This is a genomic window from Roseateles sp. GW821-FHT09G03 (assembly GCF_059416045.1).
This window is the reverse complement of sequence record NZ_JBWKOK010000002.1, coordinates 596,679-610,095: the sequence shown is the minus strand read 5'-3', so window position 1 is coordinate 610,095 and position 13,417 is coordinate 596,679. Positions and strand designations below refer to the sequence as shown.

Below are 13,417 nucleotides of genomic sequence, written 5' to 3'. Positions count from 1 at the left end.
TCAACTCCTGTTGGACCGCCCGGGTCCTGTTGGGGGAAGGCATGGGATGGATTCTGGAAAGGAGCGGCTTTCCTGGAAATTACCGAGCATCGACAGGCGGCTATACATTTCTGCATGGCTTCGAAGATTTCCGCGCAGACAACGGATAGCTCCTCCTCCGCCGACTCGGCCGGCTCATCCGCCGGCACCTCCAGTGCCGGCATCGCCTGGGAGTGGTACCGCTCCTTCCTGGGCGTGCTGCGGGAAGGCTCGCTGTCAGGGGCCGCGCGCGCGCTCGACCTGACGCAGCCGACGGTCGGCCGGCACGTGTCGGCACTGGAGACGCAGGTGGGTCAGTCGCTTTTCGTGCGGACGCCCGCGGGCCTGCTGCCGACGGAGGCGGCGCTGGCGTTGCGGCCTTACGCGGAGGCGATGGACAGCACGGCAGCCGCGCTGGAGCGCACCGCGCGCAGTCATGGCGACGGGGTGCGCGGCATCGTGCGGGTGACCGCGAGCGAGGTCATCGGTGTGGAGGTGCTGCCGCCGCTGATCGCCGAATTGCGCGAACGCCACCCGGCGCTGATCGTCGAGCTGGTGCTGAGCAACCGCGTGCAGGACCTGCTGAGACGCGAGGCCGACATCGCGATCCGCATGACGCCGCCGAAGCAGGAGCAATTGATCGCGCGGCGCGTCGGTGTGATCGAGGTCGGGCTGCATGCGCACGAGCGCTACCTGGCGCCGCACGGGACGCCCGACTCGATGAAGGCGCTGTTCGCGGAGGGGCACGCGTTGATCGGCTACGACCAGCCGGCGCCCTACGTCCGTGAGCTGGCGCGACGCTACCCGGGGATGGACCGCGAGCGCTTCACGCTGCGCGCGGACAGCGACCTCGCCCAACTCGCGCTGATCCGCGCAGGCGCGGGGCTGGGGCTGTGCCAGGTCGCGCTCGCGAAGCGCGATCCGGCCCTGCATCGCGTGCTCAAGGACGAACTCAGCATCCCGCTGGAGACCTGGGTCACGATGCACGAGGACCTGCGGGACAGTCCGCGGTGCCGGGCGGTGTTCGATGTGCTGGTGGCCGGCCTCGAACGTCATGTCGAGGCCGGCGGCTCCGCCCTCAGCTGATCACGGCTTGATGCTGTAGTTCGCCGGCACCCAGCGGTAGCCCTTGCCGTCCGCGGCCACGTGGCCGAGGCCCGGGAAGGACACGTGCGCGATCGCGACCCAGTAGCCGTTCTTCGCCGCGTCCGCATAGGCCTTCTGGCGCTGCGGCATCGCCTGCTTCGAGTCGGTGTCGAAGTTGATCGTGACCGACGGATCCGGGAACTGCACCGCCGCGACGTGCATCAGGTCGCCCCACACCGCCAGCTTCTGGCCCTGGCTCTCCACCATGTAGACGGTGTGCCCCGGCGTGTGGCCGTAGGCCGCGTGCGTGCGGATGCCCGGCACCAGCTCGGTCTCGCCACTGAACGTCTTCAGGCGGCCCGCATCCTGGTACGGCTTCAGCGCCGCGATCGCCGCGGCGAAGAAGTCCTTGTGCGCCGGATCCTTGGCCACGTTGTCGGCGTTCAGCCAGAACCCCGCCTCCTGCTGGTCCATCCGGACCACGGCATTCGGGAACACCGCCTGTCCGTCCTTCGTCAGGCCCGCCGCATGGTCCGAATGCAGGTGGGTGATGTAGATCTCGTCGACCTGCTCCGGCTGGTAGCCCGCCGCCTTCAGGTTGGTCAGCAGCTTGCCCGTCGTCGGACCGAACGCGCCGTTGGCGCCCGTGTCGATCAGCACCAGCTTGGTGCCGGTGTTGATCAGGTAGCCGTTGATCGAGGTCTCGACCGGCGGCTTGAGATAGTTCTTGCCCAGCGCCTTCACCACCGTGCCGGGCTTGGCCTTGTCCATCAGCTGGTCGACCGGCAGATCGACCGTGCCGTCGCTCAACGCGGTGATCTCGAAGTCGCCGAGCATCAGCCGGTAGTAGCCCGGCGCCTGCGTCTTCACCTGCGGCGCGGCGGCCTGCACGCCGGCGGCGGCCAGTGCGAGCGCCAGTCCCAGCGCGGCGAATTTTCCGGAACGGATCATGGGGAATCTCCTGTGCATGTGATGCGTGTGTAAGGCGTGATGAGTGTGTGCCAAGCCATGCGTGCGTTGGTGGAACCGCTGTGTTCGAGCTGGCGCGCAGCATAGCCACGCCGCGCGCCGGCCGCCCTCCCCGTTCGGAAGAAGCACCCTTCTCCCGCAGGAGATTCCGGTGACACACGCTCGTCAGGCGCGCGTTGTGGCATGTCCTGGCCCCTGCGCGTCAGCCTCGTGCAAGACGCGTGCGGCGTCATGTGAAGGCCCGAGGGTTAGCCCTTGCGCAATGCTGCGTAAAGGGTTTTACGCTGTCTACGGGACCCGCCAGGGCCCTAAATTCCTGGCTCCACTACAGAGGCACCGGACCACCGGTGCCCACCCTTGCGCCGATGAGCAACCTCATCCTGGAGACACGCAAACTGACCAAGGAGTTCAAGGGCTTCACCGCCGTGGACTCGGTCGACCTGCAAGTGCAGCGCGGGCATATCCACGCGCTGATCGGCCCCAACGGCGCCGGCAAGACCACCTGCTTCAACCTGCTCACCAAGTTCCTGACGCCGACCCGCGGCCAGATCCTCTTCAACGGCGTCGACATCACCGGCGAGAAGCCCGCGCAGATCGCGCGCCGCGGTGTGATCCGCTCGTTCCAGATCAGCGCGGTGTTCCCGCACCTGACGGTGCTGGAGAACGTCCGCATCGGCCTGCAGCGCTTCACGGGCACCAGCTACCACTTCTGGAAGGGCCTCGGCGGTCTGTCGAAGCTGGACGGCCGCGCGCTGGAACTGCTGGAACTCGTCGACCTGCGCGACATGGCCGCGCTGCGCGCCGCCGACCTGCCCTACGGCCGCAAGCGCGCGCTGGAGATCGCCACGACCATGGCGATGGAACCCGAACTGATGCTGCTGGACGAGCCCACGCAGGGCATGGGCCACGAGGACGTGGACCGTGTCACCGCGCTGATCAAGCGCGTCGCCGAAGGACGCACCGTGCTGATGGTGGAACACAACATGAAGGTGATCAGCAGCATCGCCGACCGCATCACCGTGCTGGCCCGCGGCGCCGTGCTGGCCGAGGGCGACTACGCCGCCGTATCGAAACACCCGCGCGTGCTGGAGGCCTACATGGGCTCCGAGGCCACCGAGCTCCAGGGAGCGCATTGATGGCGTACGCGCTCGAGATCAAGGGACTTCAAGCCTGGTACGGCGAGAGCCACATCCTGCACGGCATCGACCTGGCGATCCCGCAGGGTCAGGTCTTGACGCTGCTGGGCCGCAACGGCGCCGGCCGCACGACGACGCTGCGCGCCATCATGGGCCTGACCGACCGCCGCAGCGGCTCGATCAAGGTCCACGGCCAGGAGAGCGTGACACTGCCGACACACCGCATCGCGCGACTCGGCCTGGGTTACTGCCCGGAGGAGCGCGGCATCTTCGCGTCGCTGAGCACGGAGGAGAACCTGCGCCTGCCGCCGGTGTTCAAGAGCGGCCGCGGCAAGGTCATGTCCGAGGACGAGATCTACGCGATGTTCCCCAACCTCTCCGAGCGACGCCACAGCCCGGGCACACGGCTGTCCGGTGGCGAGCAGCAGATGCTGGCCGTGGCCCGCATCCTGCGCACCGGCGCCGACATCCTGCTGCTGGACGAGATCTCCGAGGGGTTGGCCCCGGTCATCGTCCAGGCGCTGGCCCGCATGATCACCGCGCTGAAGGCGCAGGGCTTCACCATCGTGATGGTGGAGCAGAACTTCCGGTTCGCCGCGCCGCTGGCGGACCACTTCGTCGTGATGGAACACGGCCAGGTGGTCGAGTCCTTCAGCGCCGCGCAGCTGGACAGCAAACGCGCGCTGCTCGACGAACTGCTGAGCGTGTGACGGACGCGCACCGCCGTCACGCACGACCCCGACATCCGATATCTGGACACCGACATTCCGAGCTTCGAGTCTGAAACCCGCATGGGCCCATTGAGGCCGTTAGAACAAGGAGACAAGCGATGAAGACGACCCTCAAAACCGTTGCCCTGGCCTCGGTGCTGGCCTGCGGCAGCCTGAGCGCGCAGGCGCAGATTTCCGGCGACACCGTCAAGATCGGCATCATCACCGACATGTCCAGCGTCTACGCGGACATCGACGGCGCCGGCGGCGTGGAGGCGATCCGCATGGCCATCGCCGATGCGAAGGGCATGGCCGCCGGCAAGAAGATCGAGCTGGTCTTCGCCGACCATCAGAACAAGGCCGACGTCGCCGCCTCCAAGGCGCGCGAGTGGTTCGACACGCAAGGCCTGGACCTGCTGATCGGCGGCACCAACTCCGGCACCAGCCTGGCGATGGCCAAGGTCGCGGCGGAGAAGAAGAAGCCCTTCATCTCGATCGGCGCCGGCACCTCGCGCCTGACCAACGAGGAATGCACGCCCTACACCATCCACTACGCCTACGACACGGTGGCCCTGGCCAACGGCACGGGCGCGGCGGTGACCAAGTCGGGCGGCAAGACCTGGTTCTTCCTGACGGCGGACTACGCCTTCGGCACCTCGCTGCAGGCCGACACCTCGGCGGTGGTGGCGAAGTCCGGCGGCCAGGTGCTGGGCGCGGTGAAACATCCGCTGAACGCCAGCGACTTCTCCTCCTTCCTGCTGCAGGCGCAGAGTTCCAAGGCGCAGATCCTGGGCCTGGCCAACGCAGGCGGCGACACCATCAACGCGGTGAAGGCGGCCAACGAGTTCGGCATCACCAAGACGATGAAGCTGGCCGGTCTGCTGATGTTCATCAACGACGTGCACTCGCTGGGCCTGAAGACCACCGAAGGCATGTACCTGACCGACAGCTGGTACTGGAACCAGAGCCCCGAGGCGCGCGCCTGGGCGCGCCGCTTCTTCGAGAAGATGAAGCGCATGCCCTCCTCGCTGCAGGCGGCGGACTACTCGGCGGTGTCGCATTACCTGAAGGCGGTCGAGGCGATCAAGTCCGACGACGGCGACAAGGTCGTCGCGCAGATGAAGGCCACGCCGATCAACGACTTCTACACCAAGGGCTCCATCCGCAAGGAAGACGGCCGCGGCGTGCACGACATGTTCCTGCTGCAGGTGAAGTCGCAGAAGGAGTCCACCGAGCCGTGGGACTACTTCAAGGTCGTGACCCGCATCGCGGGCGACGACGCGTTCACCAAGCTGGCCGACTCGAAGTGCCCGCTGGTCAAGAAGTGAGCTGAGGCCGGAGACACCGCATGACCGACTTCTTTGGCGTCCCGTTGCCGGCGCTGCTCGGCCAGCTCCTGCTGGGGCTGGTGAACGGGTCCTTCTACGCGATGCTGTCGCTCGGGCTTGCGGTGATCTTCGGCATGCTGAACATCATCAACTTCGCCCACGGCGCGCTCTACATGATGGGCGCGTTCCTGGCGTGGATGGGGCTGGAGTACTTCGGCATCAACTACTGGGCGATGCTGCTGATCGCGCCGCTGATCGTGGGCGTGTTCGGGCTGGTGATCGAGCGGCTGCTGCTGCAGTGGCTCTACAAGCTGGACCACCTCTACGGCCTGCTGCTGACCTTCGGGCTGACGCTGGTGATCGAGGGCGTGTTCCGCTCCTTCTTCGGCGTCGGCGGGCAGCCGTACTCGGCGCCGGAGGCGCTGTCGGGCGCGACCAACCTGGGCTTCATGATCCTGCCGAACTACCGGGCGTGGGTGGTGGTGGCCTCGCTCGTGGTGTGCCTGGGCGTGTGGGTGCTGATCGAGAAGACTTCGCTGGGCGCGACGCTGCGCGCCGGCACCGAGAACCCGAAGCTGGTGCAGGCCTTCGGCGTGAACGTGCCGCGGCTGGTGACGCTGACCTACGCGGGCGGCGTGGCGCTGGCGGGCTTCGCCGGCGTGCTGGCCGCGCCCATCCTGCAGGTGAATTCGCTGATGGGCTCCAACCTGATCATCGTGGTCTTCGCGGTGGTGGTGATCGGCGGCATGGGCTCGATCCTCGGATCGATCCTGACCGGCCTGGGGCTGGGCGTCGTCGAGGGCCTGACCAAGGTTTTCTATCCGGAGGCGTCCAACACGGTGGTGTTCGTCGTCATGGCCCTGGTCCTGCTGGTGCGTCCCGCCGGCCTGTTCGGCAAAGAGAAATGAACAAGAAACCGCTGGGCTACGTGGCCCTGTTCATCGCCATCGCGCTGCTGCCCTTCCTGGGCGTGTATCCGATCTTCGCGATGAAGGTGATGTGCTACGCGCTGTTCGCGTGCGCCTTCAATCTGCTGATCGGCTTCACGGGGCTGCTGAGCTTCGGCCACGCGGCCTTCCTCGGCGCCGCGGCGTATGCGGCGGGTCACGCGATGAAGGTCTGGGGCTTCCCGCCGCTGATCGGCATCGCGTTCGGCACGCTGATGGCGGCGCTGGCGGGGCTGGTGTTCGGGCTGCTGGCGATCCGGCGATCGGGGATCTACTTCTCCATGATCACGCTGGCGCTGGCGCAGATGCTGTTCTTCTACTTCCTGCAGGCGCCGTTCACCGGCGGCGAGGACGGCCTGCAGTCGGTGCCGCGCGGCACCTTGCTGGGCATCAACCTGGAGAACGACAGTGCGCTGTACTACCTGGTGCTGGCGATCTTCGTCTTCGGCTTCTGGCTGATCTACCGGACGGTGCATTCGCCCTTCGGGCAGGTGCTGACCTCGATCCGCGAGAACGAGGCCCGCGCGACCTCGCTGGGCTACGACGCGGCGCGCTTCAAGCTGATGGCCTTCGTGCTGTCGGCGGCGCTGGCCGGTCTGGCGGGCGCGACCAAGACGCTGGTGCTGGGCTTCGCGACGCTGACCGACGCGATCTGGACCACGTCCGGCCTGGTGATCCTGATGACGCTGGTGGGCGGTATGGGGACGATGGTGGGACCGATCGTCGGAGCGCTGGTGATCATCGCCCTGGAGAACAAGATCGGCGACCTGGGCCAGTGGCTGGCCAACCTGACCGGCATCCAGTGGTTCACCGGCCTGGGCGAATCGGTCAGCCTGGTCACGGGGTTGATCTTCATCGTCTGCGTGCTGGCGTTCCGGCGTGGGCTGGTGGGTGAGGCGGGCGCTTTGGTGGAGCGGCTCAGGAAGCGGGCCTGACGCCTGGACCGAACACCTTGATGAACGCCTTGTGCTTTGCAGCCCGCCAGGTGACCGGGAGGTCGCCGTTACGTTCCAGGGCTTCGTAGATCTCCCGCACGAGATCGTTGTCGATCATTTTTGCGGTGCGCAGTTTGGCCAACAACTCATGGCCGTGCATGACCTCGATCTCGAACGTCGCAGCCAGATCGTGCATGGCCAAATCGTCAGTGACGATAGCGGCACCATGGACCTGACCAAACGCTAGCACCCGGCAGTCGACCGGGCTGGGCGGCGTTCGCCCCTTGGACGTGAAGCTCAAGACTTCTTCGACCACCCAGTCATGGAGGAACTTGGCCGCGACGTCGAGTTCCTGCTGGCCCTGCCTGTTCAGCCGGATAGCCTGCGACAAGCGCTCCGCGGCGGCCCCTTCATCTGTCGAAAACCAAGGAAAGAGATGGCGCAAGCGACCGCTGCGCAGAACCTCGTTCTCGACGTCGGGCAAGATGGTCAAGACATATTGTTTCTGTCCGAATGCGATGCCGAGCAGCGGCTTTACCCGACGCGCAAGACGAAGGTACGCGCAGGTATCGAGCAGCAGCCGCGTCAACGGAGTTCACCTCATCAGAGCCGCGTGGAGAGAGGTCGCATCGGCCAACGGTAGATCGAGGATCTGCTGCAGATACGCAGCCCCGATGTCCTGACCTTTCAACATCCGTTGCAACGACGGGAAAAACTCGCTGCGAAAGACGTTCTGCGCTGCCGCCAAGTAGGCAGATGCGTCCGGCGGCGCCGTACCGAAAAGGTCCTGCGCCACTGTCGTGCCTCGTATCGCGCTGCGGACGGCATGAATGTCGATCGCCTCATTCAGAACGAGCGGCTTCAAAGCGTGTGCCTCCGCATAAGCCTGGACTTGGCGATAGACAGTGAACAGCGAGATCTCGTGCTCCGCGGCGTGGCGCCTCAAGGTGGCGACGATTTCCAGTTTGCGTCGGCTGCTGGCGGCCTCCCTCCACGCCTTCTCGGCAAGGGCCTGCGGGAACAGCAGCGCCCCGGCAAATGCGTCGGCGAAGTCCTCACCCTCGTCGGTGCCTGCCAACGGCGGCGTGTAGACATGGGCAAGTTCATGTGCCATCCAGAACTTGAAGTCCTCGATCCGCGCGTCGAGATTCAGATAGATGAAAGTCACGCGCGTGGCTGGCAGCAGGATGTGCAGCGCGTTTTCGTGACGACTCTTCTCGCCCCACAGCACTGGCACGATAAAGGCGTCATTCGCAGCGAATTCGCTGATCAGCACCGAATACGCCAATCGGGCGTCCTGGCCGATTCCCAGCTTGGCGCGCGTCTGGGTGACTGCCCTTTGCAGGTCCGCATAGCCAACGCTCGGATTTGGCAACTCCGTCCGGAGCGCCCTGAGTTCAGGCAGCGAAGGCACGAGCGCCCGCAACAGTTTGCCCCGCGTCACTGCAGCGTCGACATGTTGTTGCGTGGTTTTCGTCGCTGCCCGTTTGCGGAAGGCAACCACCGGGCGATCAGGATCGTCGGCGTGTACCAGTTGCCCCAGCGACAATCGCAGCGTCGTCGCGAGCTTCAGCAACTTGTCCGGCCGCGGCAACCCCTCACCCTTGAGCCACAACGTTACCGCCTGGGCAGACACCCCCAAGGCTTCAGCGAGTTGCTTCTGCGTCCACCCTTTTTGCGCGAGTGCGGCTTTGATGTTCTCGCTGTGGACAACCTTGTGCATAGACGGTGGATTATCGGTGAACAGTTTTTCCCGATCAAGTTTTTTCAAGTTTTGAAGTCTATGCGTGGTCATGTGGCGCTGCGACGATGCTCGTGAAATCGAGCCTTAAGTCGATAAGGCTTGATTTCACGAGCATGGCGGAGCGCAGACGGACTCACTTCGACCTACGACTAGAGAGCTGGCCAGGCGGCGCGACAATGCGCGCCATGACCTCCGCAGCCCCCGCTCCCGCCGCGCCGTCGCGTCTGTCGCTCTATCTGAACCTGATCCGCTGGGATCGACCGACCGGTACTTACCTGCTGCTGTGGCCGACGCTGGCCGCACTGTGGATGGCCGCCGACCGCTGGCCGGGCTGGCACCTGCTGCTGGTCTTCACGATCGGCACCTTCCTGATGCGCAGCGCGGGCTGCGCCGTCAACGACGTCGCCGACCGCGACTTCGACAAGCACGTCAAGCGCACCGCCCAGCGACCGGTGACCTCGGGACTGATTTCGGTGAAGCAGGCCCTCGTGCTCGGGGCGGTGCTGGCGCTGATCGCCTTCGCGCTCGTGCTGACGACCAACCCGCCGACGATCCTGCTGTCGTTCGCCGCGCTGGCGGTGACCATCCTCTACCCGTTCACCAAGCGCTGGGTCTCGATGCCGCAGGCGGTGCTCGGCGTGGCGTTCTCGTTCGGGATCCCGATGGCGTTCTCCGCGGCGCTCGGCGGTCGCGAGTGGAGCCTGCAGGCCATCGCCGACTCGGTCCCGCTGGCCGCGTGGGGGCTGCTGGTCGCCAACCTGTTCTGGGTGCTGGCCTACGACACCGAGTACGCGATGGTCGACCGCGACGACGACATCCGCATCGGCATCAAGACCTCCGCGCTGACGCTGGGACGCTTCGACGTCATCGGCGTGATGGCGTTCTATGTCGCATCCCTCGCGCTGTGGGCCGTGCTGGGCTTGCGCCTGGGCATGGGCCACTGGTTCCTGGCCGGTCTCGCGGCCGCGGCGGCGCAGGTCGTCTGGCACTACACGCTGATCAAGGACCGCAGCCGCGAGGGCTGTTTCAAGGCCTTCCGCGAGAACCACTGGGTCGGCTTCGCGATCTTCGCGGGGACGGTGGTGGATCTGGCGTTGCGTTGAGCCGTCCGGCTCAGGACAGCCACTGCACGATCACGTCCGGATGCAGCGGCCATCCCGCGAGCCCTGCCACGCCCATCAGCACGCCGAAGACCGTCGGCACCATCGCCGCCGCGTACAGCCACCACAGCTGCGTCAACGCGGTCACCGCCAGCATCGCGATCGCGATGGCGAGCAGCGCATCGGACAGGTCGAACTGGTCATCCCGGTAGTTGAGCGCGTCGTAGCGCTGCTGGTCGGCTTCGGCCTGCTTGCGCAACTCGTCCTTCTTGGCGGCCTGGTCCGCGGCGAGTGTCTCGTAGTGCGTGATCGCCGCCCGGTAGCCGTCGGCAGCCGAGGCCGGCGCACCGATCGCCTGCAGCTTCAGCTGCGTCAGCGCGGCCTTGGCGACTTCCTCCCGCGCGTTGCGCGCCTGGTAGAAGGACCAGTGGTCGATCTTGTCCGCCTGCGCCTGCTGCATGCCCTGCCCGATGTTGTCGTCCTTGATCTTGCAGATGCCCATGAAGGTCGCCAGCAGCGCGACGGTCAGCGCGACCGCCACGTTCAGGCGCGATTGCGGCGTCGGCGTCTCGGAACGCTCGTTGGCTTGGCGGGCGGTCTCGATCAGTTCGTCGGGGTCGATGTCCATCGGCGGCAGGGTGTTCAGGAAGGGCCGCGGCAGCATACCGAGCGAAGCTGAGCGGGACCTGTACGCCCGCTTAGCCGGCGCTTAGCTGGCCCTTAGCTGGCCCTTGGCCGACGCCTGGCCGCCGTCCGGCGTCCGGCGTCCGCTCAGAGCCGGTCGACCCGTGCGAGCGCCGCCACCAGATCCGACTGCGTCAGGATGCCCACCAGCCGCGCCTCCTCACCGACGATGGGGATGTGGTGGTGGCCGGTCGCCGCGAACAGCGGCACCAGGTCCGCCAGGGGCCGGTCCGCGCTGGCCACGCGCACCTGCCGGCTCATGATCTGCCCGACGACCTCCGCCTTGTCGCTGTGGGTCGCCGGCGTCGGACGGATCAGGTGACGCAGGCGCGTCGCCCAGTCGTCGTGCACATCCAGCGAGGCGCCCCGCATGAAGTCCGCCAGCGTCACGATGCCGACCACGCGCCGCGCGCGGTCCACCACGGGCAACGCCTTGATGTGATGTGCCCGCAGCAGCGACCAGGCCTCCTGCAGCGGCGTGCCCCACTCGACCGTCTTCACGTCGCGCGACATCACGTCGGCGCAGCGCAGCGTCGTCATCCGGCGCCGCGCGGCCAGCAGGCCGGCTTCGTCGACGATCGCCTGCAGGTCGTCGCGGGGAATGTCCAGCACCTGGTTGTAGTGCGCCAGGACCGTGTCCAGGTCGGCGCCGCTGAACGCGGGCGATTCGCCCGCGGTCCCGCCCACGCCTTCCGTCGGACCGCTGGTCTGTGGCGCAACGGACAGCGCGGTCTGCGGGTGCGGGTATCTGCGCCCGGTGACGCCGTTGTAGGCCATGCCGGCGAGCACCATCAGCACCGAGTTCAACAGCACGGGGTCCAGCGCGAAGTGCCAGTCGTGCACGCCGCTGAGCACCATCAGCAAGGCCGCGGCACCGCCGGGCGGATGCAGGCAGCGCAGCAGGAACATCAGACCGATCGCCCCGCCGACGGCGATCGCCGCCGCCAGTTCCGACGTGCCGCCGAACAGGTGCGCGCAGGCGATGCCGACCAGTGCCGACGCCGTGTTGCCCATGATCACCGCCCACGGCTGGGCCAACGGACTGGCGGGAACGCCGAACACCAGCACGGCGCTTGCGCCCAGCGGGGCCACCAGCCACGGCACGCCCGGAGCATGGCGCGACAGCCATTCGGTCAGCACGCCGGTCAGCAGCAGGCCCGCGATCGCGCCGGCCACCACGCGCAGCCGCTCGCGTGCGTCGACGCGCATCGGCGCCGGTCGGAACGCCTGCAGCCAATGGCGGAATCGATTCATCACCGGCGCGGCCTCGACTTGCGTCGCAACGGTCCGGGATCGCGCTGCGCGACGCCGGGCACGAACATCTCCATCACCCGCAGCTGCTGCCCGTACCGGGTGAAGACGGAGTTCCGCGACCACTGCATCTGCGCGGGCGCCTCGGTCCCGGTGGCTGCCAGCCATTGGCGCTGCATCTGGTGATGCGTCGCGCCATGGCGCGTCACGCGCCGCGGTTGCAGCTCACTGCGATGGATGCGGGGATCGTCGTAGAGCAGATGGCCGAGCGGCCGACTGCCCAGTCCCTTCAAGGCCTTCCAGGGGCCAGCCACCGCGTGACCATGCACCGCCGAGCGGGCCCACACCAGCGGCTGTCCGTCGACGCGCAGCAGCACCTCGCGCACGAGCGTCAGGCCGCGCTTCGGCAGCCCGAGCGCGGCGCGCTCCTGCGGCCGCAGTGGCGCGGTGGTCTGGCGCAGCACCTGCACCTCATAGCGGCGGCCGGTCGCGGCCAGACGCTTGCTCAGCGAGCCCGGCGCGCGCAGCCACGCGCGCAAGCCCCAGCGATCGGCGATCCCCATGGATGGAAGCGGTTCTCAGATATCAGGCAGTTGGCGACAGGCAGGCGGCGCACTGGTCATCGGTCTCGGACGCGGCGGCATTCAAGCGCGGCCGAACTCGTCGCCCAACTCGCCGGCACGCCGGTGCGCGGCCTTCACGGCGCGCTCGACCGCCTCGCCGACGCCGTCGGCCTGCAGGCTGGTGATCGCCGCGTATGTGGTGCCGCCCTTGGACGTCACCTTCTCGCGCAGCATGGTCGGCGAGTCGTCCGACTGCAGCGCCAGCGCCGCGGCGCCGCCGCAGGTGGCCAGCGCGAGTTCGCGCGCCTTGGCCTCGTCCAGGCCAAGCGCGCGCGCGGCGGCGACCATGTGTTCGACCAGGAAGAAGAAGTAGGCCGGTCCCGAACCCGACAGCGCGGTGACGGTGTCGAGATCGCCCTCGTTGTCCACCCACACCGTGCGGCCGGTCGGCTGCAGCAGTTGCCCGACCAGCGCGCGATCGTCGATGGTGACGGCCTCGCTGGCGAAGAGGCCGGTGATGCCCTGCCCGATCAACGCCGGCGTGTTGGGCATGCCGCGCACGACACGCGACGCGCCGGTCGCACGCGCGATCGCATCACTGCGCAGACCGGCCATCACCGACAGCTGCAGCGCGTTGCCGACATGCGGCGCCACGGGAACGGCGGCTTCCTGGAACAGCTGCGGCTTGACCGCCCAGACGACCGCGCGAGCCCGCGCCAGCGATGCATCCGCCGCCGCGAGCGGCCGGAGGTCGAAGTCGGCGGCGAGACGCTCGCGCTGCGCCTCGAAAGGCTCGACCACCAGCAGGTCCTCGGCCGGGAAACCAGCCCGGCGCAGGCCGCCGACGATGGCGCTGGCCATGTTGCCTCCGCCGATGAATGCGATGCAGGGATTCATGGGCGGGCAGTTTAGCCCTGCGTTCACCGGGGAAGCGGAGCGTCGGGCG

General features: G+C 67.3%; 14 protein-coding genes. 7 read left to right on the top strand and 7 right to left on the bottom strand.

Going from position 1 to position 13,417, the window contains the following annotated elements:
- The first annotated feature begins 114 nt into the window (after window positions 1-114).
- The gene (locus AC07OZ_RS09925) at window positions 115-1,104 is read left to right on the top strand and encodes a LysR family transcriptional regulator (RefSeq protein ID WP_495466972.1); all 990 of its coding nucleotides are present in this window, start codon (window positions 115-117) and stop codon (window positions 1,102-1,104) included.
- On the opposite strand, the gene AC07OZ_RS09920 is transcribed toward AC07OZ_RS09925, so the two are convergent.
- Complete coding sequence (locus tag AC07OZ_RS09920; protein WP_495466971.1) at window positions 1,105-2,055, bottom strand: MBL fold metallo-hydrolase; 951 nt, start codon at window positions 2,053-2,055, stop codon at window positions 1,105-1,107.
- A 383-nt stretch (window positions 2,056-2,438) separates the two neighbouring features.
- On the opposite strand from AC07OZ_RS09920, the gene AC07OZ_RS09915 reads away from it, so the two are divergent.
- The 5 genes from AC07OZ_RS09915 (at window position 2,439) to AC07OZ_RS09895 (ending at window position 7,129) form a co-directional block, all read left to right on the top strand.
- A complete protein-coding gene (locus AC07OZ_RS09915) occupies window positions 2,439-3,209 on the top strand; it encodes an ABC transporter ATP-binding protein (protein ID WP_495466970.1) in 771 nt (256 codons plus the stop codon).
- The gene (locus AC07OZ_RS09910; RefSeq protein WP_088408002.1) at window positions 3,209-3,919 is read left to right on the top strand and encodes an ABC transporter ATP-binding protein; all 711 of its coding nucleotides are present in this window, start codon (window positions 3,209-3,211) and stop codon (window positions 3,917-3,919) included. Before AC07OZ_RS09915 ends, AC07OZ_RS09910 begins: the two co-directional genes overlap by 1 nt.
- Before the next feature lie 119 nt (window positions 3,920-4,038).
- Window positions 4,039-5,247 (top strand): ABC transporter substrate-binding protein, encoded by a 1,209-nt coding sequence (locus AC07OZ_RS09905; RefSeq protein ID WP_495466969.1) that lies wholly within the window; start codon window positions 4,039-4,041, stop codon window positions 5,245-5,247.
- Window positions 5,248-5,267: 20 nt separating this feature from the next.
- Window positions 5,268-6,155 (top strand): branched-chain amino acid ABC transporter permease, encoded by an 888-nt coding sequence (locus tag AC07OZ_RS09900; RefSeq protein ID WP_088408004.1) that lies wholly within the window; start codon window positions 5,268-5,270, stop codon window positions 6,153-6,155.
- Complete coding sequence (locus tag AC07OZ_RS09895) at window positions 6,152-7,129, top strand: branched-chain amino acid ABC transporter permease (RefSeq protein WP_495466968.1); 978 nt, start codon at window positions 6,152-6,154, stop codon at window positions 7,127-7,129. The genes AC07OZ_RS09900 and AC07OZ_RS09895 overlap by 4 nt, the downstream gene beginning before the upstream one ends.
- Here the strand turns inward: AC07OZ_RS09895 and AC07OZ_RS09890 are convergent.
- Together AC07OZ_RS09890 and AC07OZ_RS09885 are read right to left on the bottom strand one after the other, a co-directional pair.
- Window positions 7,113-7,718: a hypothetical protein gene (locus AC07OZ_RS09890; protein WP_495466967.1), complete on the bottom strand. Its 606-nt coding sequence runs from the start codon at window positions 7,716-7,718 to the stop codon at window positions 7,113-7,115. The genes AC07OZ_RS09895 and AC07OZ_RS09890 overlap by 17 nt on opposite strands.
- Window positions 7,719-7,724: 6 nt before the next feature.
- Window positions 7,725-8,924, bottom strand: coding sequence for a helix-turn-helix domain-containing protein (locus tag AC07OZ_RS09885; RefSeq protein WP_495466966.1), 1,200 nt, complete (start codon window positions 8,922-8,924; stop codon window positions 7,725-7,727).
- 134 nt (window positions 8,925-9,058) lie between these two features.
- On the opposite strand from AC07OZ_RS09885, the gene ubiA reads away from it, so the two are divergent.
- Window positions 9,059-9,976: a 4-hydroxybenzoate octaprenyltransferase gene (gene ubiA, locus AC07OZ_RS09880; protein WP_495466965.1), complete on the top strand. Its 918-nt coding sequence runs from the start codon at window positions 9,059-9,061 to the stop codon at window positions 9,974-9,976.
- A gap of 10 nt (window positions 9,977-9,986) precedes the next feature.
- On the opposite strand, the gene AC07OZ_RS09875 is transcribed toward ubiA, so the two are convergent.
- The 4 genes from AC07OZ_RS09875 to proC form a co-directional block, all read right to left on the bottom strand.
- Complete coding sequence (locus tag AC07OZ_RS09875; protein WP_495466964.1) at window positions 9,987-10,637, bottom strand: DUF4337 domain-containing protein; 651 nt, start codon at window positions 10,635-10,637, stop codon at window positions 9,987-9,989.
- A 107-nt stretch (window positions 10,638-10,744) separates the two neighbouring features.
- Complete coding sequence (locus AC07OZ_RS09870) at window positions 10,745-11,911, bottom strand: HPP family protein (protein WP_495466963.1); 1,167 nt, start codon at window positions 11,909-11,911, stop codon at window positions 10,745-10,747.
- Window positions 11,911-12,471 (bottom strand): chorismate--pyruvate lyase family protein, encoded by a 561-nt coding sequence (locus tag AC07OZ_RS09865; protein WP_495466962.1) that lies wholly within the window; start codon window positions 12,469-12,471, stop codon window positions 11,911-11,913. Before AC07OZ_RS09865 ends, AC07OZ_RS09870 begins: the two co-directional genes overlap by 1 nt.
- A gap of 81 nt (window positions 12,472-12,552) precedes the next feature.
- On the bottom strand, window positions 12,553-13,368 hold the full coding sequence (proC, locus tag AC07OZ_RS09860; RefSeq protein ID WP_495466961.1) for a pyrroline-5-carboxylate reductase: 816 nt from the start codon (window positions 13,366-13,368) through the stop codon (window positions 12,553-12,555).
- Window positions 13,369-13,417: the final 49 nt, after the last annotated feature.

What these genes read in the sequence shown, in the direction of transcription:
- AC07OZ_RS09920 (WP_495466971.1), bottom strand. Translation starts at nt 2,055, where the DNA reads ATGATCCGTTCCGGAAAATTCGCCGCGCTGGGACTGGCGCTCGCACTG.
- AC07OZ_RS09885 (WP_495466966.1), bottom strand. Translation starts at nt 8,924, where the DNA reads ATGACCACGCATAGACTTCAAAACTTGAAAAAACTTGATCGGGAAAAA.
- AC07OZ_RS09905 (WP_495466969.1), top strand. Translation starts at nt 4,039, where the DNA reads ATGAAGACGACCCTCAAAACCGTTGCCCTGGCCTCGGTGCTGGCCTGC.
- AC07OZ_RS09925 (WP_495466972.1), top strand. Translation starts at nt 115, where the DNA reads ATGGCTTCGAAGATTTCCGCGCAGACAACGGATAGCTCCTCCTCCGCC.
- AC07OZ_RS09900 (WP_088408004.1), top strand. Translation starts at nt 5,268, where the DNA reads ATGACCGACTTCTTTGGCGTCCCGTTGCCGGCGCTGCTCGGCCAGCTC.
- AC07OZ_RS09870 (WP_495466963.1), bottom strand. Translation starts at nt 11,911, where the DNA reads ATGAATCGATTCCGCCATTGGCTGCAGGCGTTCCGACCGGCGCCGATG.
- AC07OZ_RS09875 (WP_495466964.1), bottom strand. Translation starts at nt 10,637, where the DNA reads ATGCTGCCGCGGCCCTTCCTGAACACCCTGCCGCCGATGGACATCGAC.
- AC07OZ_RS09865 (WP_495466962.1), bottom strand. Translation starts at nt 12,471, where the DNA reads ATGGGGATCGCCGATCGCTGGGGCTTGCGCGCGTGGCTGCGCGCGCCG.
- ubiA (WP_495466965.1), top strand. Translation starts at nt 9,059, where the DNA reads ATGACCTCCGCAGCCCCCGCTCCCGCCGCGCCGTCGCGTCTGTCGCTC.
- AC07OZ_RS09895 (WP_495466968.1), top strand. Translation starts at nt 6,152, where the DNA reads ATGAACAAGAAACCGCTGGGCTACGTGGCCCTGTTCATCGCCATCGCG.
- proC (WP_495466961.1), bottom strand. Translation starts at nt 13,368, where the DNA reads ATGAATCCCTGCATCGCATTCATCGGCGGAGGCAACATGGCCAGCGCC.
- AC07OZ_RS09910 (WP_088408002.1), top strand. Translation starts at nt 3,209, where the DNA reads ATGGCGTACGCGCTCGAGATCAAGGGACTTCAAGCCTGGTACGGCGAG.
- AC07OZ_RS09915 (WP_495466970.1), top strand. Translation starts at nt 2,439, where the DNA reads ATGAGCAACCTCATCCTGGAGACACGCAAACTGACCAAGGAGTTCAAG.